Source organism: Gilliamella sp. B2889 (assembly GCF_026536885.1).
GTDB lineage: Bacteria > Pseudomonadota > Gammaproteobacteria > Enterobacterales > Orbaceae > Gilliamella > Gilliamella apicola_E.
Map to the genome: position 1 here is coordinate 516,327 of NZ_JAFNNF010000001.1, position 23,024 is coordinate 539,350.

The window sequence follows — 23,024 nt, forward strand, 5'->3', positions numbered from 1 at the left end:
GATATTTCAGATCGAATCTATGTTTAAGAATATTATTTTAACAATTCGTCTTGTAACGATGATGCATTTTTGAACTCAGTATAATCGGTAATCGCTTCAGGTTGTTTTTTACCATCCTCTGGTTGACCTAATACTTGCGATGCTATTACCAAACCTTTTTGTTCAATAACTGCACTTTTATAAAATTCAATTAAATCCTCTTTAGTGAGTTTCTTAAGTAACTCTATTTTTTTATCACGCGAATCGAATTGGAAACGAGATAAGCGATAGTCTGATCTCAAACGATCAAACTCTTCATCTAAAGATTGTGGTGGCATTGTCTGCTCTTCGATGATACTTCTCTTATACTCCTCAACATCATCATTAGATAATGCTTCTAGTTTAGTTAACATTGTTGGATAAAACGCTTGGTAACGTTTTAATAAATAAGCAGGATCATATTGATTACTTTGAACAGCAAACCCTAGTCCTACTGATTCACTTATGTATGATGGAAAAACACCAACCAGATAACCTAATTGTTCATTGCTACGCAGTTGATCAAAAAACCAAGAATACATAATGTTAGCTAAAGTATATCCAACTATTTGACTCTTAGTGGATTCATAATTGATTGGAAAATAGGTCATTAACAACGCATTATCTGTGCTTTTTGCTTGTTGGGTTATTCTAGCTGTAAAGGCAGTTTTAATTTTAATATCATCTAATGGTGTAAATTCAACATCACGCTTTAAAGTCTTTTGAATGGCATGATAAAGATCTAATGAATCTTCATTTGAGATATTACCCAAACTAATCATATAAGGAACTGATTGAGTCATCAAACTATCGCGATAAGCTTGAACATCACTTACAGTGATATTATTGGTAATTTGTCGTCTTTCACCTCGCTCATAATAGTGAGGCATTTTAGATAATGCGAGAACAGGCTCTGACGCTAAACGCACACTTTCAAAATGGTCAGCTCCATCAAGTCGTTGAAGATACCATGATTTAGCTAATTGTAGATTTTGCTCATCAATGGTCACTTGGCGATAACTATTAAGAATAGCTAAAACCATATCCGGTAAATGTTGATTAAAACCATTAGCGGTTACCATCAAACCATTATCAAGACCCGTTGATAATGATATTCCAGCATTACCTGCTTGAAATTGTAATTGCGTCAAATCTCGACTCACGATGTAATCAAGCAACTCAAAAGCAACTGACGATTTTGCATCTTTAAACGCCTGATTATTGCGTAAAGAAACAGCAATTACAGCCTTAGGATCGTTACTAAAGTGACGACTAACAAAATGGATATGATTACCCCGTTTACTAAATGTAGCGGGTTGAATCTGATCATTATTTTGTTTCACAATATCAAAGTTATCAGGAATATACGGATTCAACTCAGGCAAACTAAAAGAAAACGCTTTACCTAAATCGGTCCAAGTTGTTTTTAATTCATCAGTAATATTATCAACTTTATAAGGTGCATTAAGAAAATAGGCCGTTTTATCTGTAGTTTGATTTGGGGCAATTAACCACACACGAGCATTTTCTGGAGTAAAACTTTTGATTCGATTGATAACCGCATCTTTATTCAAATGTTCAGCAACATAATCAGAATCTAATACATTTTTAACTGGATAAAGAAGCATCTGATCAGATAACCATTCTACATAAGACATATCACGGTTAACATCTTTATACTTAAAGGATAAAGCAAAGACCTTTTTTATCTCATCATAATACGCATCAGAAATACCTTGCTTCTCAATTAATTGTAAATAATTAAAAATCGCAGCAATAACCTTATCTTTCTGAGCTAAGCCTTCATCGGTTAAAATAACATTAATATTAAATGTGCCACTATTACCATAATATTTACTATCACTAGTGGCTTGAATGGCTTCAACTAAGCCCTGTTTTTGTAGCTGATCAGCTAACGTATTTTTACTATTATTACTGATTAGATAAATAAGGTACTCATTAGTCTTATCAGAAAATTTGTCGATATCATTTTCAATCGGAAATTTTAACGACAACATTTTTCTAGGTTGTGCTGGTATCATAGTAATTTCTTTACCAGTAAACTCCTGAGTAACAGCTTGTTGAGTAATTGGCGAAACAGTTATATTTTTATTAGGAATTTGACCATAAGTAGATTCAGCCAACGCTTCTAAATTTTTGATCGGTTGATTACTATAAATAACCCCAACCATAATATTAGCTGAATAATATTTATCATGAAAATTAACCAATGCATCTTGCAATTTACTATTATCTTTATCACGTAAAGTTTCTAAATTCCCACCAGAAAATTGTGATGCCGGATGATCCGGATTAATCGTCTCAGCGTCAACCTGCTGAATTCGAAAACCATCACTAGAGCGGTATAACGTCATCTCAGCATTAACAGCATTACGTTCTTTATCAGCAAATTTAGGATCAAAAATTGGCTCAGCAATGGCATCGGCTAAATAATCTAACGCCTTATCAATTACACTATTTTCAACTTCAAAGAAAAATGCGGTGCGATTACCGCTAGTTGTCGCATTGTAGTTACCAGCATGTCGAGCCAAAAATTCTGTAAAACTTGATGGTTGTGGATATTTTTTCGAACCCATTAACACCATATGTTCTGTGTAATGGGCTAAGCCTTGTTGAAGGGCTGGATCATATAATGAACCAACAGGCAATGCGATAGAGCCGAGTGATTTGGTTGCCTTAGGATCGGAAACTAATAACACACGCATTTTATTATCAAGTTCAATCACTTCATATTGACGATCATCTCGTTCGCTTTGGTGAACTTTATCTAATAAAACAGAATGATCATGCTTATTTTCAATAGCAAATGAATTGTTAAAAGAAAAAAGAGTTAATGCAGTAAAAAATAGTGTTCTTGTTTTCATATTATTCATAGAATTCTTTCCAAATAAGCGTTCATTATATTCCGAATTAATAAATAAAACGATTAAAAACCAACAATAAAAGGACATATGTCAAATTTCAAAAAACATACTTAATTTTTATATGTATTTTATTATCTGTTTCATATATAATTCGGCCCAATACGTTTATCGTATTAATCTAGTAAAAATACGTTAGACGCTACTCAGTCCCAAACTTTCCCAAATTTGTCGATTTTATCGACGCATAAAGATACACATTAGTTTTTGATATTTAGAAATAATTTAATGGATTAAGGTAATTATATGTACTATAAGTTTGTCTTAATTGTCAGTATTTTGTTTTGCAGTTATCAAACATTAGCAACCACAAATAGAGATAATGATGCAATAAAAGCAGATCAATTATTAAAAGAAAGTATTGATGCGAAAAAAACACAAAATTTTGAATTAGCAATATCAAAATTAATAAAAGCGAATCAACTACAGCCAAATAATTCCGATATTCTTGTCCAACTAGGTTTCAATTATTACGCACTAACTCAGTTAGAACAAGCAAAAAAATCGTTTGAATCCGCACTTGATATCGCCCCCAATTACGTAGATGCGCAATATGGTTTAGTTAGTGTTGTTTTAGCAAAAGATCCTAACCATCCCGAAAAAGCCAAATTGTTGCTTGATAAGTATTTAAATCTAACACCTAATGACGAACAATTACTGTCCCTACAGGCAAACATTGATAACATAAAAAAAAATACACATTACTGGAATATTGTTCTATCTGGCACACATAGTCGATTATCTAAATCTTTGCCGAATTGGAATGAAGTGGATTTAGCACTATCTTATCGGCTATCACAGCAAAATACCATAACCGGCCATTTTACCCAAGCAAACCGTTTTCATAGCAACGACCAAAAAATAGGCCTCACTTATTGGCACACATTCAACAATAAAGCGTATGGTTATCTATCAGGTTCTGTCGCCACATCTAAAAAATTTTACGCAACATATACAATAACAAGCGGTGGGGATTATCAATTATTTTCCCCGTATAATGATGAAATAAATTCATTCCATATCACCCTCGATGCAAAGTTGGACCACTATAACGATGGCAACATTAAAACTATTTCACCGGGTATTGAACAATTTTTCTTTAATGATCGTTTATCCATAGCAGGTAAATGGTACAACACATTTGATCAAGACAACCATCATATGAGTGGTTATTTATTTAAAACCACCATATCACCTACAGAAGAATTACATCTATTTGCAGGATATGCAAATAGTCAAGAAACATCCGACCGTTCGATAAAATTTAATCGTTCATTAATTAAAGTCAAATCTCATTTTATTGGATTGTCATATGACATATCTAATTCAATAACTGGGTTTGTAAACTATAATAATGAAGAAAGAGTTCAAACCAACCACAGCCGTAAGTTATATACTAAAAAAACACTAGGATGTGGAATAAAATGGACATTCTAACTCGATACCTAAATTTATATAATGCCTGTTTCATTTTTATTAGCTTTATTGTATTGATAGTAACCATTGCAATTTACATCAAACGTGAAATTCAATTTAGAAGACACAAGAAATTAAAATTACAATTGCTAAAAATTTACAAAAAAGCATTGAAAACTGGTGATGAATCTTATTTTAAGCAAGAGATAACAAAAAAATTATCGCTAAATTGCGTAGCAATAATTGCTGCCTATTTTTTCGAGAAACATCGCGAAAAACATATTTTAACTTATTTTGATCTGGAACCATTCCAAAATAAACTTAGGTTACTATTAAAAAAAGGCACAATAAAACAGAAAATTGATGCAGCTAACATGTTAGCATATTATCCTTGCGAAAAAACGAATCAAGCGTTAATTCAGGCTTGTAACAGTTCTCGTCAAGAAGTCGCCATTGCTGCAGCATTGAGTCTAGTTAAAAACGCTTCAGGTATTTCGATAATTCAGATAATTATTACGCTATTTAACAAGATACCGCAAAAAGGCGTATTTTGCTTTTTTAGGCTTTTACCTTCTAATAAATTTCTAGAGCTTGAATCGCTAATCAATTGTGAAGAGTTTGCCAATCACCAATTTTTTACTATCTTAAAAAAAATTTCTAAGAACTACATTACCCCCTACTTTATTCTTGCAAAAGAAGATGAGCGTACTTATATGCAAACTTTTTTTGAAAACTTACTGGAACTACAAACAACACCACAAGGGATTATACACAGTTGTTATCTTCTTAATTTCATTAATGAAGAATGTTACATAAAGAAATCATTAAGCATTGAAAAACTAATAACAGAACATTTTGATTTAAAAAGCAAACTATTTATCGATAAAAATTAAATAATTCTTAAAGCAAGAAATGTGGGTGAAACAATGAGTGATTATATAAACAACATAATGATGTTCGGTGTTAAATTCTTAGTTATAACGATAATGCTAATTGGATTAGTGCAAATATTCATCTATTTTGTGCAGCTACTAGTAACAATTTATGTGTTACTTAAAAATCCAAACAAAGAGAGAAAAATCCAGACCGAAAATGACGGTATTTCACATCCAATTACCATCATTTTACCAGCTTATAATGAAAGTGTAACTATAATTGATAGTATCGAATCAACATTAGCAACTCATTATCCTAATGTTGAAATGATAGTTGTAAATGATGGCTCAACGGACAACACTTTTTCAAAAGTGAAAGAATACTTTGATTTACAACCTATTGCGCATCACTTAAATGAACGTAATCAACTCTCTCATGCTAAAATAAGAGATGTTTATGTATCAAAAAAAGATAGCCGGCTTCGAGTTATCGATAAAGAAAATGGTGGCAAAGCAGACGCACATAATGCAGCAATTAATTTAAGTAATTCCCCAATTATCTGTCTTATAGATGCTGATTCAATTTTAGCACCTGACGCCATTAACAAAGCTGTAGTCCCTCTAATTGACGACCCAAAAACAGTTGCAGTAGGTGGAGCTGTGCGAGTTGCTAATAGTTGTTCTATTAGAAATGGAATAATATCTAAAATCAATTTATCTAAAAGATTCATCGTACAAATTCAAATTCTTGAATATATGAGAGTATTTCTCTTGGCAAAAATTGCTTGGAATCATTTTAATACTTTACCGATAATTTCAGGTGCATTTGGTTTATTTAGACGAGATTTTGCAATAAAGGTCGGTGGTTTTTGTGTCGGTTCTGTTGGTGAAGACTATGATATTACTCTAAAATTGCACAAATATATTTATGACTCTAATGTTGATTACAAAATTGATTATGTACCAACCGCCATATGTTGGACCCAAGTGCCTGAAAAATGGAAGGTATTAAAAAACCAACGTATACGATGGCATATAGGCGCACTACAAACTTTTATAAATTTTAAGTCGTTAACTTTTAAACTAAAATATAAAAAGTTAAGCCTTATGCTATTACCTTTTTCAATATTAACCGATATTTTAGGTCCAATTGCTGAACTGCTAGGGTACTTTTTAATACCGCTGATTTGGTCTCTTGACATGATAGATAGCAACGTAATGTTATCTTATTTTTTAATTGTTTTTGGATACAATAGCCTTATAAGTGCTTTTGCTATAGCGATTGATGGTGTGTTATTATCAGGATTAGATAAAACTAGATATCTACTAAAACTATTTATTACTGCATTACTAGATAACTTTGGTTATCGACAGTTATACCTATATTGGAAGCTTAAAGGCTATGCTAGATTAATAAAAGGCAATTTATCTTGGGGAAAAATGGAGAGGGTAAAATTTGACAAATAAACTTAAAATCATCTATTTATTATTTGTGATAAGTTTTATGAGTCCTGCAACATTTGCTGAAAATTTAGCATTAAATATTAGCTCCATCAATTTAAAACATTGGTATTACTTAAGTACTCATGAAATCAAAAAAAGTGCTACCTTAATATTAAAGCTACTTGAAAAAAAAGATTTCATAAACACTAATTCGGTGCTTAAAAATGCCAATGTCTATTCAAATATTAATCAATTAAATGCGGATAAGATGAAGTCAAATTATACCTCTTTGCCCAATCAATATAGATCCGATATCAATATTTCGATGTGGAATTGGCAAACTGAAAATTGGATTCATTCACCAAGTCAATTTCTGACTAAACTAAAACAAAAAGGTATTAATCAAGTTTATCTCCAATTGAATATTGTAAATGGGCATATTCAAAATCAAGATAAGCTATTTCAGCTACTTGATATCGCAGCTAAAAAGAAAATGAGCATTATTGCTGTTGAAGGAGCACCTGATATGATTACTGATTCAGGTTTAAAAAATGCCATTGAACGCAATAAAGTCATTAAAAAGTTATGCCAAATACACAATCCTTGTCTTGCGGGAATTCAATATGATATTGAACCATACTTATTGGCTGAATATGCACAAAATAAAAGCCACATTTGGCAAAGATGGAATAATGCAATAAAAACATTAAGCGAAACTTGGCATGATAAAATTGAAATAGTCTTGCCATTTTGGTTACTTGATATAGAAGACGGAAAAAATATAGTCGAAAAGACACTACCATATAGCTCAAAATTAATTATTATGGCTTATCGCACAAAGTTAGCACAAATTTATACGATTTGTTCTCAATGGCTAACTTGGGGAGAGCTCAACAATAAAAAAATTGTTATCGCTCTTGAAAGCAGCATTATTGAAGATGAAACATCAGAAAATTACAATCAATATCCACAAAGTGACGAATTACAAACCACAAGCTTAAATCAATCTATTAGCTTTATGGGGGAAGAAAAAAAATTATTTAGCACGATTAACCAGCTATCAACCTATTTTTCTCAATGGTCATCATTTGAACGATTTGCTTTGAATGGTTTGGAAAGTAAATAAAAGAGACAGCGTCTCTTTTATTACATAGCATATTAATGTTCGCGAGTTTTTCTGAACTCAACATCCGGATAACGTTCTTGGGTTAAATTTAGATTAACCATACTTGGTGCAATATAAGAAAGATTATCACCACCATCTAAAGCCAAATTCTGTTCACATTTGCGTTTAAAGTCTTCAAGTTTCTTAGCATCGCTACACTCAACCCAACGCGCAGTGGTGACGTTTACTGGCTCATAAATTGCTTCAACGTTATATTCAGATTTCAAACGGGCAACCACCACATCAAACTGTAACACCCCAACTGCCCCAACAATTAAATCATTATTAGCAATTGGTCGGAATACTTGAACAGCCCCTTCTTCTGAAAGCTGAACTAAACCTTTTAACAATTGTTTTTGTTTAAGTGGATCTTTTAAACGAATTCGACGGAATAATTCCGGTGCAAAGTTAGGAATACCAGTAAATTTAAGATCTTCACCTTGGGTAAACGTATCACCAATTTGAATCGTACCGTGATTATGCAAACCAATAATATCACCAGCATAAGCTTGCTCAACATGATCACGATCGCCTGCCATAAAGGTTAATGCATCAGAAATATTAACATCTTTAGCAATACGAACATGGCGTAACTTCATACCTTTTTCATATTTACCTGAAACAATGCGCATAAATGCAACACGGTCTCGGTGTTTAGGATCCATATTTGCTTGGATCTTAAATACAAAACCGGTAAATTTTTCTTCGCTTGCTTCAACTTCTCGTTTATCTGTTTGCCGAGGCTGTGGTGCTGGCGCCCAAGCGGTTAGACCATCAAGCATATGATCTACACCAAAATTACCCAACGCAGTACCAAAAAACACAGGCGTTAAATCACCAGACAAAAATGCATCTAAATCAAACTCATTTGATGCACCTTGCACTAATTCTAATTCATCACGAAGTTGTTGGGCCAAATCATCACCAATGGTGCTATCAAGTTCAGGATTATCTAATCCTTTAATGATTCTAACTTCTTGAATGGTATGACCTTTACCGGTTTGATAAAGATAAGTTTCATTTTTAGCTAAATGATAGACCCCTTTAAATAACTTGCCACAACCAATTGGCCAAGTAATTGGGGCGCACATAATATTAAGCTCGTTTTCAACTTCATCTAGCAACTCCATCGGATCACGAATATCACGGTCGAGCTTATTCATAAAAGTTAAAATAGGTGTGTTTCGTAAACGTGTAACTTCCATTAATTTACGCGTTCTGTCTTCGACACCTTTTGCTGCATCAATCACCATCAAACAACTATCAACTGCGGTTAAAGTTCGATAAGTGTCTTCCGAAAAATCCTCATGCCCGGGGGTATCAAGCAAGTTTACCAAACAGTCATTATAAGGAAATTGCATAACGGAGGTCGTAATTGAAATACCACGCTGTTTTTCCATCTCCATCCAGTCTGACTTAGCGTGCTGCGCATTAGCACCACGCCCTTTTACTGTTCCCGCAGTTTGAATGGCTTGTCCAAAAAGCAAAACTTTTTCAGTAATGGTTGTTTTACCGGCATCGGGGTGAGAGATAATTGCAAAAGTACGACGAGCATTCACTTCGTCTAAATAAGCTTGTTCTGTCATAAAATTAATTAATTTAGCTAAGCAAAAAAATGATGCGGTATTCTAGCAGGTCTCTATCTATATTGCCATTGATGAACGCTATTTTGCTATTTGCCTGATATCTATGCATAATAGAGCAAATAAAATCGAAGATGATATAATTAATCAATTATAACGGTGTCTACGCTAAATATTTCTCAATAATTAAATAGATATGAATATTCGTGACTTAAAATTGTTTTTACATCTATGTGATACATGTCATTTTGGAATAAGTGCCGATGCTATGCATGTAAGCCCTTCCACCCTTTCAAGGCAGATCCAGCGCCTTGAAGAACAATTTGGTCATCGATTATTTATCCGCGACAACCGGCAAGTTCAAATTACCCACGAAGGTGAAAAAGTAAAACACTTTGCCCAACAAGTCATTAATCTACACCAACAATTAAAACAAGAACTAGACCAAGCCGATCAACGATTAGTTGGTGAATTAACCTTATTTTGCTCGGTCACAGCGGCTTACAGCCATCTACCTGAAATACTTGATCGCTTTCGCCTACACTACCCATTAGTAGAAATTAAACTATCTACGGGAGATGCAGCCGATGCTGTAGAAAAAATTCAATCTCATCAAGCTGATTTAGCTATTGCAGGTAAACCCAAACAACTACCATCTGGTGTTGAATTTATTAAATTAGGTGAAATTGAAATGGTATTACTCATACCTAAACTTAATAGTTCATTCAGTGACAAATTGCATCAAAAAGCACCAGATTGGCATAATATCCCATTCATATTGCCTGAGCACGGTCCAAGCCGACATCGAATAGATTTATGGTTTAAACAACAAAAAATCATCAGCCCCAAAATTTATGCAACGGTAGCTGGGCACGAAGCCATTGTCTCCATGGTTGCTTTGGGATGTGGTGTGGCTTTATTGCCTAAAGTGGTAATGGAAAATAGCCCTGAAAGAGTAAGAGAACGCATCACAGAATGGTCAACCAATTTAATGGAACCGTTTGATGTTGGCATCTGTGTGCAAAAAAGACGATTATCAGAAAAAATTATTTCAGCATTTTGGATTATTAGTAACCCAAATTTACCAACCCAATAATAAATTATATAATAAACTGTAGTTAATGAGTAATAGCAGTTAAGCAAAATGTAGGGAATGAATGTAATGCCAATAAAATTAAAAAAAACAAGCACGTTATCCACCTTACTCTTTTTAACAATATTTTCAAATCCTAGCGGTGCTGAATTAGGTGATCCTGCAAACCAAAATCCAATTAATCATAAACCCCAATGGTTGGTTGTTCATAGCTCAAACTACTATGATGGTGATAGTGATGATCTTGTTACCGCTGGAATAGGGTTTACTGCCTTATCGAAAATGATCCAAAAGGTCAATTATGCCGATCCATCAAATCCAACCACCCAAGAATTACGCCGTGCAAAATTAAATCGATTTATTGATACAAAAACCGGAGAAGGCTCTCTATTTGGATTCAAAAGTGAAGAATTGTCGCCTTTATTTGATGGAAAAATTGCAGGCACAGAAATTTTAGCCACCATAAAAGATGAAAATGTTGGCTTACTATTACAAGTTCCCATCGATTTTAATAAGAAAAAACCCTGTATTGTTGCCGTACCAGCTTCTGGTTCTGATGGACTATATAACGCCAAAGATATACAAATCCGTGGATTGTGGGCTCTTAAACATAACTGCGCAGTAGTTTATAACGACAAAGGTTTAGGTACTGGTATTTATGATATTACCAACGAACAAGGCTTTACTGTTGATGGTCAAGTTGCTAAGGACAACATACTCTTCAAGCCAACTATACAAAATCAAAAAGAGTTTATCAAAAATAATCCGCACCGTTATGCAGTAAAACAGCTCCATTCAAAGCAAAATCAAGAAGCAAAATGGCCAACATATACCTTCTATTCAATTGTTTTCGCCTTGTATGAATTAAACGAACTATTTCCAGAACCAAATAATCTTTACTTTAACGATACTAATACCATCATATTAGTCTATGGAGCTGAGGATGGTGGAGCTGCGGCACTTAAGCTAGCTGAATTACGTTTAAGAAGTAGAATTAATGGTGTGGTTGCAGTTAATCCACAAATTCAAACAAGTTTAGTAAATAGTAACGAAAACATAAGCTCTCGTTCATTACCCGATTATAGCTCCTATGGGGCACTTTATATTCCTTGTGCCATACCGGCAATTGAACCGAATAAACAGGACAAATACGTCCCCGATGCCTCTAAATATCTTTTTTCACAAAACCGTTGTGATGCATTAAAGCAAGCCAACTTACTATCAACCGGCACGCCGAAAGAGGCATTAAACAAGCTGTATGATTATGGTTGGAAGCCTGAAATGAGCATCCAATTACCTTATTTCTATCTTAATGAATCAATTGCCTACCCTTATAAATATATTAGCGCCTATGGTCGATATGATGTAACTGAAAACATGTGTGACTTTTCAGTGGCAAGTACCCAACAAGACCCATATTACAATTCTGGTGAAGTAAAACCACTAAAACAAGTCAATTTTGCCGAAATTTGGGGATTATCTAGTGGCCAGTTACCAATCTGGGCCAACCCTGATGCCACAGCTATTGACCTTGTTGAAAATAAAGATGTCACCTCTCCTCGACGTGAATGGTATTCAAGTTCTACCATTGAACATCAAATAGATTATGGAACTAAAGGTGCCATCTGTTTAAGAGAAAAAATAAAAGATCCACGCGTGATTAAAGGTTTAAAAGAAGTCCAGGCAACAGGTAACTTAAACAAAGTCAAAACCTTTATTGTTCATGGTAAAAATAACCCTAAACAACTTATCGACTACACATCTCGACCTTATGTTGCATTAAACAGTAAAGTGGAAGGAAAAGAGTCACAACTCCGTTATATTGAAGTTGAAAATGCAAGTTATCTTGATGGCAAAGCGCCTTTTGACAATACGCTATTACCTATTGACTATTATGGTGATGAAGCCATGGAATGGTTATGGGCTAATATAACCAATCAAACCACTTTACCGGAAAGCCAAATCATTCGCACAAAACCGAGAGGAGGCATAAGTGGACAAGCGCCACAAGCTACGGCTGAAAATCTAATCCCAATATCGCAAACTCCAGATACCAACAATCTAATCACTGTCGATAATGGCAAAATTATATTTCCGCAATAAAATCAAATTCACAAATGACTATCGAACAAATCAAGTACGATTCGATAGTCATTTAATCATCTATATTCGATACTTTAATAAGTGAACACATTTTAGGATAAAGCTCGAAAAACAATGTTTTGAGTGGCGTATAATTTTGTTCAAAATCAATAAAGGTATCGCTTAATAGATAGAGCTTAGGTCGACGCTTTGCCATACCGTTTAAAACTTTACCAATAAAATCTACCGAGGCATAATTTACCAACCATTCACCACGCCACATTGCCCCCATAAAATCTTGATAATCAACTGGGTAATTTGCGATATAAGGCTGAATCTGCCGCTTAGTAAAGGTATTAAATGATGAAAGAGATTGCTTAGCGTTAAATTCCACCCAATATTTTGACAAAAAATGGTCCCAAATAATATCCAAAGTGATCGGTGCAACACGTTGATGTGATTGTCGAAAAAGCAATTTAGCTTGCTTAACTTCAGCAAAACTATCAATCAAACGATCAATCCTACGATGTAACATAATCCCATCAGAAATCTCTTTAGGATATTGTCGATAAGCATCACCTTTAACAAAATCAGCAACTGTATTACCAATCAACGAACTATTCGCCAAGGTTGCCAAATGTAAATGTGCAAGAATATTCATGGCTAATCTCGATGTTTAAACTCCCCTTCAGCAAAACCTTCTCGCCAATAACTAGTAATGTGGACCGAACTAGGTTGCAAATCGACATATTTATCTTTAATTGCCTGACGTAATTGCCGAGCAAGCGAACACTCTAACCCGCCCCAAAACAATAGATTATCCTGCTGACTCAAATCCCAACTCATCACCGCATCAACTAATTGATTAGGATGATTGGCATCTTTAATCAACCATTGAACAGTTAAATCAGATGGCAGTTCAACGATATCGCTCTTATGATTAACCTCAATAAAAGCAACTGCTTTATGATTTGCAGGTAAATGTTCAAGGGTATAACAGATGGTTGGCAGAGAAGACACATCACCCATCAAAATCAAATATTGATTATCAAATTCTAACTTACCTGCTGTCCCAACTATACCGATTTGATCGCCCACTTTTGCCTGTTGAGCCCAAACCGTCGCTAAACCGCTGTCGTGAATCGCAAAATCAATCACAATTTGATTGGACGACTCATCATAAGCACGAATACTATAACTGCGAGCAAACTGTCGAACTTTATCACTCACTAAAATTTTATTATTTTCATCTAACATCGGAAAAACAATTTCACCGGTTAACGGATCAGCAAATAACAACTTTAAATGAGGGCAAATCCAATTCGGATTAACTGCTAAAGGCTTATCACAACTAAAATGTAACCGAAAGTAACTCTCTGACGGCCTTTCAACTTTAATCACCGTCAATAAAGCATTAATAATGTATTTTTTTGATTTTTCGTGCATTTGGTGTTCTCTTCTATTCCTCTAATATCGCATCACTATCATACAACATAATTGAAATAAAAAAGGGGAATTTTTAATCACGAGAAAGAGAAAAAAAACCACCCTAAATGGGTGGAATCTAAATCAATTGCAAGTATTAAAAGCGTAAGGCTCCAAACGCCCCACACCAATCCTGATCGAATTTAACCACAGCAGCATCGACGGCCGGATCTGAAATAAACAGCTCCGCCACATCCACAGGCAAGGTAATTGACTGACAACCGGCAAGCATGCAATCTAAAGCTTGTCTTGGCGTTCTAAAACTGGCTGCTAACACCATCGATTCAGGGCAATGCAAATCTAACAGCGCTTGTAGCTCATAAACCGTATCTTTACTATTACCACCTTGGGCATCAATACGATTGACATAAGGAGCAATATATTTTGCCCCAGCAAGCGCAGCCAAAAAGCCCTGACCCGCACCATAAACGGCCGTACCTAAAGTTGGAATACCCTGCTTGGTCAACTCCTTAATCGCCATCAACCCCTCGGCATTAACCGGGATTTTAGTCACAATCGATGGAATGACTTTACGAAGTTGCTCAGCTTCCTTAATCATCTCTTTAGCATTATGAGAAAGCACTTGCGCGAATAACAACTTATCAGAACCCAGAAAATCTTGTAATTCAGATAACAAATCAAAAATTGGCTTACCCGATTTAGCGACAATACTTGGATTAGTGGTAACCCCCTTTATTGGTAAAATTGCAGCTAAACGCTTAATTGCTGCAACATCGGCTGTATCTAAATATAATTCCATACCCACTCCTAATTAAATGCTTAATTGATGAGTAGCATAGTAAAAAAAAATTTAATTCAAGCCTAGAAGACAAAATCTCTATTTACTGGACTTTTGTACGATAAATAGCAAAATGCGATCTCGATCACATTTTTAATAATAATTAATAACACATTAAATTAAATAAATTTTTCAACTTTAACTCTACAAGCTATAATTAAACCAACTGCACATTACTTGGTTTACTAACAATATGACCACAAACCTAAAAAACGTATTAACTCAGCTCACTAACCAACAAATCAACCACCTCTATTTTGCCAATAACCAACAAACGGCACCGCTACATGCTTATCAAGTTGATTTTCCGAGGATCGAAGTGATTATAGAAGGTCAACAGCTTATGCAATGGGCTGACAGCAATGGCAAAATAATGACACAACAACTTGAAGTTAATGATCTGCTCTACATTACCGCTAACAGTTGGAACAAACCTATCCGCACAACCCCAATCACCTGGTTAAACATCTTATTTGGTAAACAGCAAATTGGCATCAGCATTGTTTATTGGGACGGCAACCAATTAATTCCGCTAGCACAAACCAACATACCAAGGCGAGGTCCACGAGTTGGCACCTTTATTATTCAAGCGCTATCTGAATTGACTTGGCAAAATCAACCACAAACTCAAACCGGCTACTACTTGATTCAAAGCCTGCTTAGTAACACCCTAGATTTACTCAATGCCGACATAAAAACCGCATCAAAAACCACCAGCTTATTCGAAGCAATACGCCAATATATTGATACTCATTTTCGGGAAGATATAAGCCGTGAATTTCTAGCTAAAATGTTTTATATCTCACCCAACTATTTATCCTATCTATTCAAAAACGAAGGCAAAATTGGCTTAAATGAATATCTCAACCATATCCGGATAGAGTACGCAAAATCACTACTTAAAGATTACGACTTAAACGTCAAAGAAATCTCGCTTGAAGCGGGTTTTAAAGATAGTAACTACTTTTGCCGAATTTTTAGAAAAAAAACCGAACGAACACCCACTGAATATCGACGGCAATATCATAGTAAATTATCGGAAAAGTAAACTCAGTTAATTGAAAGTAAGACAGAAGTTTCTAATTGCAAGCAATTAAGGAGCCCAAAAACCCCGCTCCTCAACTTTTTTACTATAAAAACAAAAAAAATTAGTCCTAATCAAGACGGTGTTTTAAACACTTCAAGTCAACTATCTAATGGACTTATTGCTATCTCCAGTTTATTTACTCAAGTAATATGAACTATCGAATAAAAGTTAAGGAGAAACACAAAGTCCGTTGTAGTTGCGAGATCGGTCCACGAATAGCGTATTACCGTAGTACGAGCCCACAACAAACGGCTGATTATATGTAGGATTGGTATCAACTGTCCAATAATTTTTAAAGGAAAAATTGGCTTGTGAGTAATTTTTCATCAATCCCCACTCGGTAAAAAATCCTGCGCCGATTATACGCTGATAATAATTATCGATTGAAGAAGGAGTTGCACCGACTGAACCTCTACATTCATTATTTAAAGTACTATTTTCAGCACAAAAAGCATTAGTTAAATCTTTAACCTTAGGAACTTTGTAACCGATACGTTTACACCAAGATAATGTATTAGCATAATTGTCTTCAAAAGTACCTCGGTTGATGAACCACTGCTTTAACTCAAACCCATACTTAACAACTTCATTACCTTGGCTGTCACGACCGATTAACTCGAAAGTCTGAGGTAAGGAGGGGCTTGGTATATTTCCAGGATTTTTAGCTCTCCATTGTGATGAAGTTGCAACAGGGCCAGTTAATGTAACACGAACCCCTGTATTTGATGAATTTGTCATAGTAGCGGTAATACCGCCATGGGAGACCGTATCCCAAGTTAATGGCTGATGATTACCAGCAATAATTAAATCAAAAAACAAATTGTTAGCGCCTGTAGTGGGGAAGTTTAAATTATAAGATGACGAAATAAAAGACTGTGGAATAAAACCCTTATCAGTTTTCCACATAGTAGTTGGACCAGCATAACTATAATTACCGTAAGTTGTATCTGGCTTGGCAAAACAAACCGTTGGCAATTCTTTAGGATTAATATGATAAGTAACACTATTAGCATTAAAAGTACTACTATTAGGAATGCCATAACGAGTAGTTAATGTTCCACTTGTATTAGCTAATGTAACACGATAAGAACCATTACACAGTGATGGCACTGTATCACGTGATAAGAATATATAGTCTTCATCAACAATATACAAATTTAGGTCACCAGTAACTGAAACATCAGCATCTCCATCATCATCGCTCCAATAATTAAAAGGCGCAGCAATAAGAGTATTCAAACCAACTGAATAGCTATTCCTTGGCATTAACATATCAATATCAGAAAAGCTTTGACCAGCTACAGGCAATTCAATTGGGATTGTTGACGAATTATTTGTTGAAGGTGTGTATTTATCCCCATTAGAAAGAGATATCCATAACAGATCGTCAGTATTGATGGCTCGCGTGCGCCCTTCATCAAATGTTAAATAAGGCGCATTCCCTTGAATCGCATTTGATGTTATAGAAGTTAATGCATCACAAGAATACGAAGTTATAAACAAAAAGCCATACGACAAAAGCATTTGGCGAGATAATATGAAAGCATAATATAATCGTTTGGAAGATATTTGCAATGATCTACATAACGATCTTAAAATTTTGACGATTAATAAACTAGAGTTAAAAAAAAGACTTTTTGAGCTTAAATTAAGTAAGTGTAAATTATAAATTGAACAGATTTGGTCTTTGAAATTGCATATCATAACAAATACCTTATCAATTAAGTTTTATTTAAATTTTTATTTTTATCTACTGCTCCTTAACTAACAATAACTTCTCATTAAAATACTACTTACTAAACTGCGAGTAAAGGATAAAAATCTCCCACCCTATGCGCAATGTATTTCATTACTAAATAATTAATACTGTAACATTCTATCTTACAAATAGACATTTTAACAATGAGAATTGTGATTTTATAATACAACACATTCGTCAATAAAATCCATCATAGCCTAAAGGCCGATTATTGATATGCTTTACAAAATCGTTTTTTAACGCTTGGCTACATTGACTCTTTGAGTCAGCTAACTCATAACAACTTAAGGCTATATTTTCTCAACCACCTTCATTGAGCTTACAATTAGGCACAGCAAAACTCTAACCTGTAGCAGGCAAAACGATGGGGGTTGCAGATGAAGAATTGGTAGAAGGCGTATATTTAACACTATTAGATAACGTAATACCGTTCAGATCATTTGTATAAACCGTTCGAATACAACCATCATCAAACGTTAAATATGGAACATTACCGTGGATAATATTTGAAGTTTGTTTGGTTAATGCATAGCTGGAAAAAAAGACAGACAGCAAAATAGCTAAAATAGTCTGCCTGAATAATTGAGGAATTATCGCGTTTGAGATCTCTTGTATAAACGCCTTAAAAACATGCAAAACATCGGCATTTAACTCCATTTAATTTATAATATATATTTGCAATTAACATAGTGATTTGATTTATTTTATTTTTATGCCTTCTGTTTCATCTTTTAGCCATTAAGCTAAAATTGGGTAAAAAGTATAATCGCCACCCAAAATTGGATTTTTCAATTCGTTAACGAATATACTTTTTATATTTCCACCTCGCTAATGGCACTAAGGATAAGTGCAAAGCCCTACCGATTTATCATACGAGGGTTCAGCCCAATGTATATGACCATCTGTAGGAAAAACGACGAACCGACTCAAACTTTTTTCATCACTGGTCCAGTACCATCGGACGGCGTCAAAGTTGGTTCGATCATATTTGCCTATATTACCCCACTCCGCAAGCAAGCCTGCACCAATTGTACGCATATAATAATCACCTGATGATGAAGGTGTACCACCAGTAATTTCATAACGTTTTGCATTAGTTAAATCTTTAACTCTAGAAAGGCGATAACCAATACTTTTACACCAGGATTCCATGCTAGAATAGGTGTAATAGCTTTTACCTCGGTTGACAAACCATTGTTTTAATGTAAAACCATATTTAACGATAGCTTTACCTTTACTATCTCGACCAACTAACTCGAATGTCTGAGGCAAAGTAGGCTTAGTAATAGGACCTGGATTGCCGGAATTCCATTGGGATTGAGTTGCAACAGGGCCAGTTAAGGTAACTCGTGCGCTTGTAGCTGTAACATCAGTCATAGTAGCAGTGATACCACCATGCGAAACAGGAGCCCAAGATAGTGCCTCAGTATAACCAATCCGCAAATCAAAGAACATGTTGTTAGCTCCAGTAGTTGGAAAGTTTTTACCATAATCTAATGGGTTAGTTGACTGAGGGAAAAAACCAAGAGAAGGATTGAAAATTTCAGGAGGACCTGCTTTTACACCACCCTCTCCCTCATAAGATAAGCTTGGGCTGACAAAACAAATATCAATACCCACAGGTTTGACATAATAAGTGACATTATTGGAATTAAGACTACTACTATTTGGAAGACCATAACGAGTGCTTAATGTACCACCTATAGCCTCTAATACAATCCGATAAGGTGCACCACAAGACGTTAGCACTGTATTGCGCGATGATATAGTTCTACCGATTCTATCATAGATAGATAACCTTAAAAAACCAGAAATATTAATATCACCATCACCATCACCATCATCCCAATAAGGAAGTAGAATTCTGTCTAATTCGACTGAATCTTCTCCTCTTGGGATGAACATATTTATATCAGAAAAGCTTTGACCTTTAGCAGGTAACTCAATTGGTGTTGAAGATGATGAAGTATTGGTTGTAGTCGTGTATCGCTTTCCGTTAGATAACGTAATATTGAGCAGATAATCAAGATCAAGAGTACTAGTCCGGCCACCATCGAAAGTTAAATGCGGTGGATTACCATGAATCATATTCGTGGTTTTAGAGGTTAATGCATGGCTAGAATAAAAAGGTATTAACAAAAAGCCAAGCGGTAAAAAGATCTGCCGAAATAATTTAGATCTGAGAGTTGATCGGAATGATCTAAATGACGATCGAAATAACGATCGGTGCAACGATTCACTATGCGATCTTAAATTTTCGTCGATTAATAAACTGGAGTGAAAAAAAAGAGGTTGAGAGTTTAAATTTGGTGAATTTAAATTATAGGTTGGCCAAGTTGCCTGTTGCCTGTTGCCTGTTGAAAATTGTAATACATATTCGACTATCCTGTCAAGTAAATTTTTGATTTATTTACTATTTTATGTTTGTTGATAAAATTTTAGCTATTCAGCTAAATTGATCCGAAAGTATAATAACTGGAAAAATATGACGCAATAAATTTTTTACTTTATATTGTTAACTTTTGTAAATGCGATCAAAAAAAGATCCAAATAATTATTGGCTAAATTTTGGTTTAATTGATAAATATCAACTTTATAAATCTTTAAAATTATAGTTTTTAATCCAGAGAAAATTTAATTTTATTTAAATTTTGTTTATTTATTGATTTCTAGGTAGAGATTTAAATGCCAAAAACCCCGCTCCTCAACTTTTTTTGATTATCATTTTTCGCTCTTCTTGATCAAAAAACGTCCACGCAACAAAACGGCTAATTTTTTGCCCTTGAGCCATAGAGACAATTTTATATTCAGTTGCCACTTTTAGTTGTTTTTTTATTTTGCTTAGCGTCTCTTTTTTCGATACCAATGAGGTAAACCACAGGCATTGCGTTTTGTATTTGATACTCTCTTTTATCATTCTAGTGATAAATGCACTTTCTCCCCCTTTGCACCAGAGTTCAGCGTGTTGTCCACCAAAGTTGAGGATGAGATTATCTTTCGTTGAATTTACTTTTCCCAACTTTTTAAGTTTAGTGTAAGCACTTGCATGTGCTTCTTGTTCGGAGGAGTGAAAAGGTGGATTGCATAGGGTGGCTAGGTAAAATTCTTTAGGTTGAATGATATTTTCAAAAATAGCTTTGTTGTCAGGTTGTAAGCGACATTGTAATGTGTTTTTTAATAGATCATTAGATTGTGCTATCAATGAAGCAATTTTAATTGATGTTGGATTGATATCACTACCAACAAATGACCAACCATACTCTGCACAACCAATAATTGGATAAATAATATTCGCCCCAACCCCAATATCTAAAATGCGAACCTGTTTACCTGTAGGAATTTGGTTATCTTGCGCTAACAGATCGGCAAGATAGTGTATATAATCTGCTCGCCCCGGAATTGGCGGACATAGATAGTTGTCAGGAATGTCCCAATACGAAAGTTGATAATAGTGCAATAATAGCGCTTTATTTAGCATTTTGACCGCAGTAGGATCAGCAAAATCAATCGTTAACCGTCCATATTGATTAGGCTTTACAAAATTAGATAGCTCGTTCAATGTTTTGATAAGTAAATCAAATGGATAACCATTAATGTGTTTATTGCGGTGGTGTAAAGCTGTTTTTTTGATTGATTGCATGGATGATCCAACATAGAGAATTAATCACTATTATAACGTTTTTGAGCAAATTTGTGAAAATAGCGAGAGATTTTATGCTTCAAAAACCCCGCTCATCAACTTTTTTTATAATCGTTAAGTTATACGATTGTGGATGATTCGAAAATTAATTTTGAATTTGTTATAATCATCCACTTTAAATCCAACCGATAATACAATGAAAAATCTAAAAAAATTTTTGATATTCCCTTTTTTGAGTTTAATGCTTATGTCTTTTGATTCCTATGCGAGTGAGTTTAATGGACAGGCATTATCATTACTTTGGGTGATCCCTTTTGTTGGAATTTTGTTATCGATTGCTTTATGTCCACTATTTTTAGCCCGATTATGGCATTATCACTACGGTAAAGTTGTTGCCGTTTGGACGTTATTATTTTTGGGGTTTGCGCTGGTTTCATTTGGTTTAACGACAACAATTGAACTAACAGTACACGCCATTGTTCAGGAGTATATTCCTTTTATATTATTACTTTTGGCTTTGTTTACGGTTTCCGGTGGCATTCTGATTAAGAGTGATAAAATCAGCACACCAAAATCCAACGTTATTTTACTGATGATTGGCGTTGTGCTTGCTTCAATTATGGGAACAACTGGCGCTGCGATGTTGATGATTCGTCCACTACTTCGAGCTAATCGTCAACGGCAGTATGCTGTACACACGGTAATATTTTTTATCTTTTTAGTTGCCAATATTGGCGGTGGATTAACGCCTTTAGGCGATCCACCGTTATTTATTGGTTTTTTAAAAGGTGTCGATTTTTTCTGGACAGTTAAGCATATGCTGTTGCCTGTTGTGTTTACATCTGGGTTATTGCTAATTATTTATTATTTTATCGATCATTACTATTACGTTAAGCAGTATGGTGTGAATAGCAATCCAATTAGTGCTAAGCCTGTTAAGTTATATGGTCTAAATAATCTTGTATTATTATTGGCTATTATTGCTAGCGTGATTTTGTCTGGTGTGTGGCATTCATCGATAAGTTTTACTATTTTAGGTTCACAAATCGCATTACAAAATTTAGTTCGTGATGGTCTTTTTATTGCTATTACGATAATTTCAATAATGATTACCCCAAAACAAGTTCGAGCAGGCAACGAATTTAATTGGGAGCCGATAAAAGAGGTTGCTAAGTTATTTATTGGGATTTTTATTACTATTGTGCCTGTGCTAGCGATTTTACGTGCGGGTAATGATGGTGCGTTGGCTTCGGTCATTTCATTGGTGACTAATGACCAAGGTGCGCCAATAAATAGTATGTATTTTTGGTTATCAGGATTGCTATCCGGATTTTTAGATAATGCACCAACTTATCTGGTCTTTTTCAATCTTGCTTCGGGTAATGCTAGTAGCTTAATGACGACGTTTGAAAGCACTTTACTGGCCATTTCAATGGGCTCGGTATTTATGGGCGCTTTAAGTTATATTGGTAATGCCCCTAACTTTATGGTTAAAAGCATTGCGGATCAAAATAAAATCAATATGCCTAGCTTTTTTGGTTATATGAAGTGGTCAATCGGGATTTTGATTCCGGTTTTTATTATTGATAATTTGGTGTTTTTTGTGTTTTTTTAAGAAATGACTCTTTTTAGAATTC

At 34.7% G+C, this 23,024-nt stretch carries 17 protein-coding genes; 8 read left to right on the forward strand and 9 right to left on the reverse strand.

The features are described from left to right. Window positions 1–32: 32 nt before the first annotated feature. Window positions 33–2,912 (reverse strand): pitrilysin, encoded by a 2,880-nt coding sequence (gene ptrA / locus J3U09_RS02380; protein WP_267356976.1) that lies wholly within the window; start codon window positions 2,910–2,912, stop codon window positions 33–35. A gap of 294 nt (window positions 2,913–3,206) precedes the next feature. On the opposite strand from ptrA, the gene J3U09_RS02385 reads away from it, so the two are divergent. From J3U09_RS02385 to J3U09_RS02400, 4 genes are read left to right on the forward strand one after another with little or no spacing between them, the layout of a single operon-like run. Continuing rightward, window positions 3,207–4,397, forward strand: a complete 1,191-nt coding sequence (locus J3U09_RS02385; protein ID WP_267356978.1) for a YaiO family outer membrane beta-barrel protein — start codon at window positions 3,207–3,209, stop codon at window positions 4,395–4,397. Continuing rightward, entirely contained in the window at window positions 4,385–5,269 is an 885-nt protein-coding gene (locus J3U09_RS02390) for a hypothetical protein (protein ID WP_267356980.1), read from the forward strand. Before J3U09_RS02385 ends, J3U09_RS02390 begins: the two co-directional genes overlap by 13 nt. 33 nt (window positions 5,270–5,302) lie before the next feature. Further along, entirely contained in the window at window positions 5,303–6,718 is a 1,416-nt protein-coding gene (locus tag J3U09_RS02395) for a glycosyltransferase family 2 protein (protein WP_220224913.1), read from the forward strand. Window positions 6,719–6,755: 37 nt separating this feature from the next. After that, a complete protein-coding gene (locus J3U09_RS02400) occupies window positions 6,756–7,820 on the forward strand; it encodes a hypothetical protein (RefSeq protein ID WP_267356982.1) in 1,065 nt (354 codons plus the stop codon). 32 nt (window positions 7,821–7,852) lie between these two features. Here the strand turns inward: J3U09_RS02400 and prfC are convergent, their stop codons facing one another. Continuing rightward, complete coding sequence (prfC, locus tag J3U09_RS02405) at window positions 7,853–9,445, reverse strand: peptide chain release factor 3 (RefSeq protein ID WP_065561949.1); 1,593 nt, start codon at window positions 9,443–9,445, stop codon at window positions 7,853–7,855. Window positions 9,446–9,638: 193 nt separating this feature from the next. Here prfC and ilvY point away from each other — a divergent pair, with 193 nt between their 5' ends. Both ilvY and J3U09_RS02415 read left to right on the forward strand, forming a co-directional pair. Beyond that, window positions 9,639–10,538 carry an HTH-type transcriptional activator IlvY gene (ilvY, locus tag J3U09_RS02410; RefSeq protein ID WP_267352675.1) on the forward strand — a complete coding sequence of 300 codons (900 nt, stop codon included), beginning with the start codon at window positions 9,639–9,641 and terminating at the stop codon, window positions 10,536–10,538. A 66-nt stretch (window positions 10,539–10,604) separates the two neighbouring features. Next, on the forward strand, window positions 10,605–12,638 hold the full coding sequence (locus J3U09_RS02415; protein WP_267356984.1) for a 3-hydroxybutyrate oligomer hydrolase family protein: 2,034 nt from the start codon (window positions 10,605–10,607) through the stop codon (window positions 12,636–12,638). Between the two features lie 52 nt (window positions 12,639–12,690). Here the strand turns inward: J3U09_RS02415 and J3U09_RS02420 are convergent, their stop codons facing one another. The 3 genes from J3U09_RS02420 to fsa form a co-directional block, all read right to left on the reverse strand. Further along, window positions 12,691–13,278: an ACP phosphodiesterase gene (locus J3U09_RS02420; RefSeq protein WP_267356986.1), complete on the reverse strand. Its 588-nt coding sequence runs from the start codon at window positions 13,276–13,278 to the stop codon at window positions 12,691–12,693. A 2-nt stretch (window positions 13,279–13,280) separates the two neighbouring features. Next, window positions 13,281–14,063: a siderophore-interacting protein gene (locus tag J3U09_RS02425; protein WP_267356988.1), complete on the reverse strand. Its 783-nt coding sequence runs from the start codon at window positions 14,061–14,063 to the stop codon at window positions 13,281–13,283. A gap of 136 nt (window positions 14,064–14,199) precedes the next feature. Further along, entirely contained in the window at window positions 14,200–14,862 is a 663-nt protein-coding gene (gene fsa / locus J3U09_RS02430) for a fructose-6-phosphate aldolase (RefSeq protein WP_267356990.1), read from the reverse strand. A gap of 232 nt (window positions 14,863–15,094) precedes the next feature. Between fsa and J3U09_RS02435 the strand changes: the two genes are divergently transcribed. Further along, window positions 15,095–15,949 carry an AraC family transcriptional regulator gene (locus J3U09_RS02435; RefSeq protein WP_065734578.1) on the forward strand — a complete coding sequence of 285 codons (855 nt, stop codon included), beginning with the start codon at window positions 15,095–15,097 and terminating at the stop codon, window positions 15,947–15,949. A gap of 207 nt (window positions 15,950–16,156) precedes the next feature. Here the strand turns inward: J3U09_RS02435 and J3U09_RS02440 are convergent, their stop codons facing one another. From J3U09_RS02440 to rlmF, 4 genes are all read right to left on the reverse strand, one after another. Beyond that, window positions 16,157–17,491, reverse strand: coding sequence for a hypothetical protein (locus J3U09_RS02440; protein WP_267356992.1), 1,335 nt, complete (start codon window positions 17,489–17,491; stop codon window positions 16,157–16,159). A 598-nt stretch (window positions 17,492–18,089) separates the two neighbouring features. Next, complete coding sequence (locus J3U09_RS02445) at window positions 18,090–18,404, reverse strand: hypothetical protein (RefSeq protein WP_267356994.1); 315 nt, start codon at window positions 18,402–18,404, stop codon at window positions 18,090–18,092. 180 nt (window positions 18,405–18,584) lie between these two features. Next, a complete protein-coding gene (locus J3U09_RS02450; RefSeq protein WP_267356996.1) occupies window positions 18,585–19,886 on the reverse strand; it encodes a hypothetical protein in 1,302 nt (433 codons plus the stop codon). 565 nt (window positions 19,887–20,451) lie between these two features. Continuing rightward, window positions 20,452–21,387, reverse strand: coding sequence for a 23S rRNA (adenine(1618)-N(6))-methyltransferase RlmF (gene rlmF / locus J3U09_RS02455; RefSeq protein WP_267356998.1), 936 nt, complete (start codon window positions 21,385–21,387; stop codon window positions 20,452–20,454). Window positions 21,388–21,634: 247 nt separating this feature from the next. On the opposite strand from rlmF, the gene J3U09_RS02460 reads away from it, so the two are divergent. Continuing rightward, entirely contained in the window at window positions 21,635–23,002 is a 1,368-nt protein-coding gene (locus J3U09_RS02460) for a sodium:proton antiporter (protein ID WP_267356999.1), read from the forward strand. The last annotated feature ends 22 nt before the right edge of the window (window positions 23,003–23,024 follow it).

Excerpts from the sequence above, each read along its gene's own strand:
- rlmF (WP_267356998.1), bottom strand. The coding sequence starts at position 21,387 with ATGCAATCAATCAAAAAAACAGCTTTACACCACCGCAATAAACACATT.
- J3U09_RS02445 (WP_267356994.1), bottom strand. The coding sequence starts at position 18,404 with ATGGAGTTAAATGCCGATGTTTTGCATGTTTTTAAGGCGTTTATACAA.
- J3U09_RS02460 (WP_267356999.1), top strand. The coding sequence starts at position 21,635 with ATGTCTTTTGATTCCTATGCGAGTGAGTTTAATGGACAGGCATTATCA.
- J3U09_RS02385 (WP_267356978.1), top strand. The coding sequence starts at position 3,207 with ATGTACTATAAGTTTGTCTTAATTGTCAGTATTTTGTTTTGCAGTTAT.
- J3U09_RS02415 (WP_267356984.1), top strand. The coding sequence starts at position 10,605 with ATGCCAATAAAATTAAAAAAAACAAGCACGTTATCCACCTTACTCTTT.
- ilvY (WP_267352675.1), top strand. The coding sequence starts at position 9,639 with ATGAATATTCGTGACTTAAAATTGTTTTTACATCTATGTGATACATGT.
- J3U09_RS02395 (WP_220224913.1), top strand. The coding sequence starts at position 5,303 with ATGAGTGATTATATAAACAACATAATGATGTTCGGTGTTAAATTCTTA.
- J3U09_RS02425 (WP_267356988.1), bottom strand. The coding sequence starts at position 14,063 with ATGCACGAAAAATCAAAAAAATACATTATTAATGCTTTATTGACGGTG.
- fsa (WP_267356990.1), bottom strand. The coding sequence starts at position 14,862 with ATGGAATTATATTTAGATACAGCCGATGTTGCAGCAATTAAGCGTTTA.
- J3U09_RS02400 (WP_267356982.1), top strand. The coding sequence starts at position 6,756 with ATGAGTCCTGCAACATTTGCTGAAAATTTAGCATTAAATATTAGCTCC.
- J3U09_RS02390 (WP_267356980.1), top strand. The coding sequence starts at position 4,385 with ATGGACATTCTAACTCGATACCTAAATTTATATAATGCCTGTTTCATT.
- J3U09_RS02435 (WP_065734578.1), top strand. The coding sequence starts at position 15,095 with ATGACCACAAACCTAAAAAACGTATTAACTCAGCTCACTAACCAACAA.
- J3U09_RS02420 (WP_267356986.1), bottom strand. The coding sequence starts at position 13,278 with ATGAATATTCTTGCACATTTACATTTGGCAACCTTGGCGAATAGTTCG.
- prfC (WP_065561949.1), bottom strand. The coding sequence starts at position 9,445 with ATGACAGAACAAGCTTATTTAGACGAAGTGAATGCTCGTCGTACTTTT.
- ptrA (WP_267356976.1), bottom strand. The coding sequence starts at position 2,912 with ATGAATAATATGAAAACAAGAACACTATTTTTTACTGCATTAACTCTT.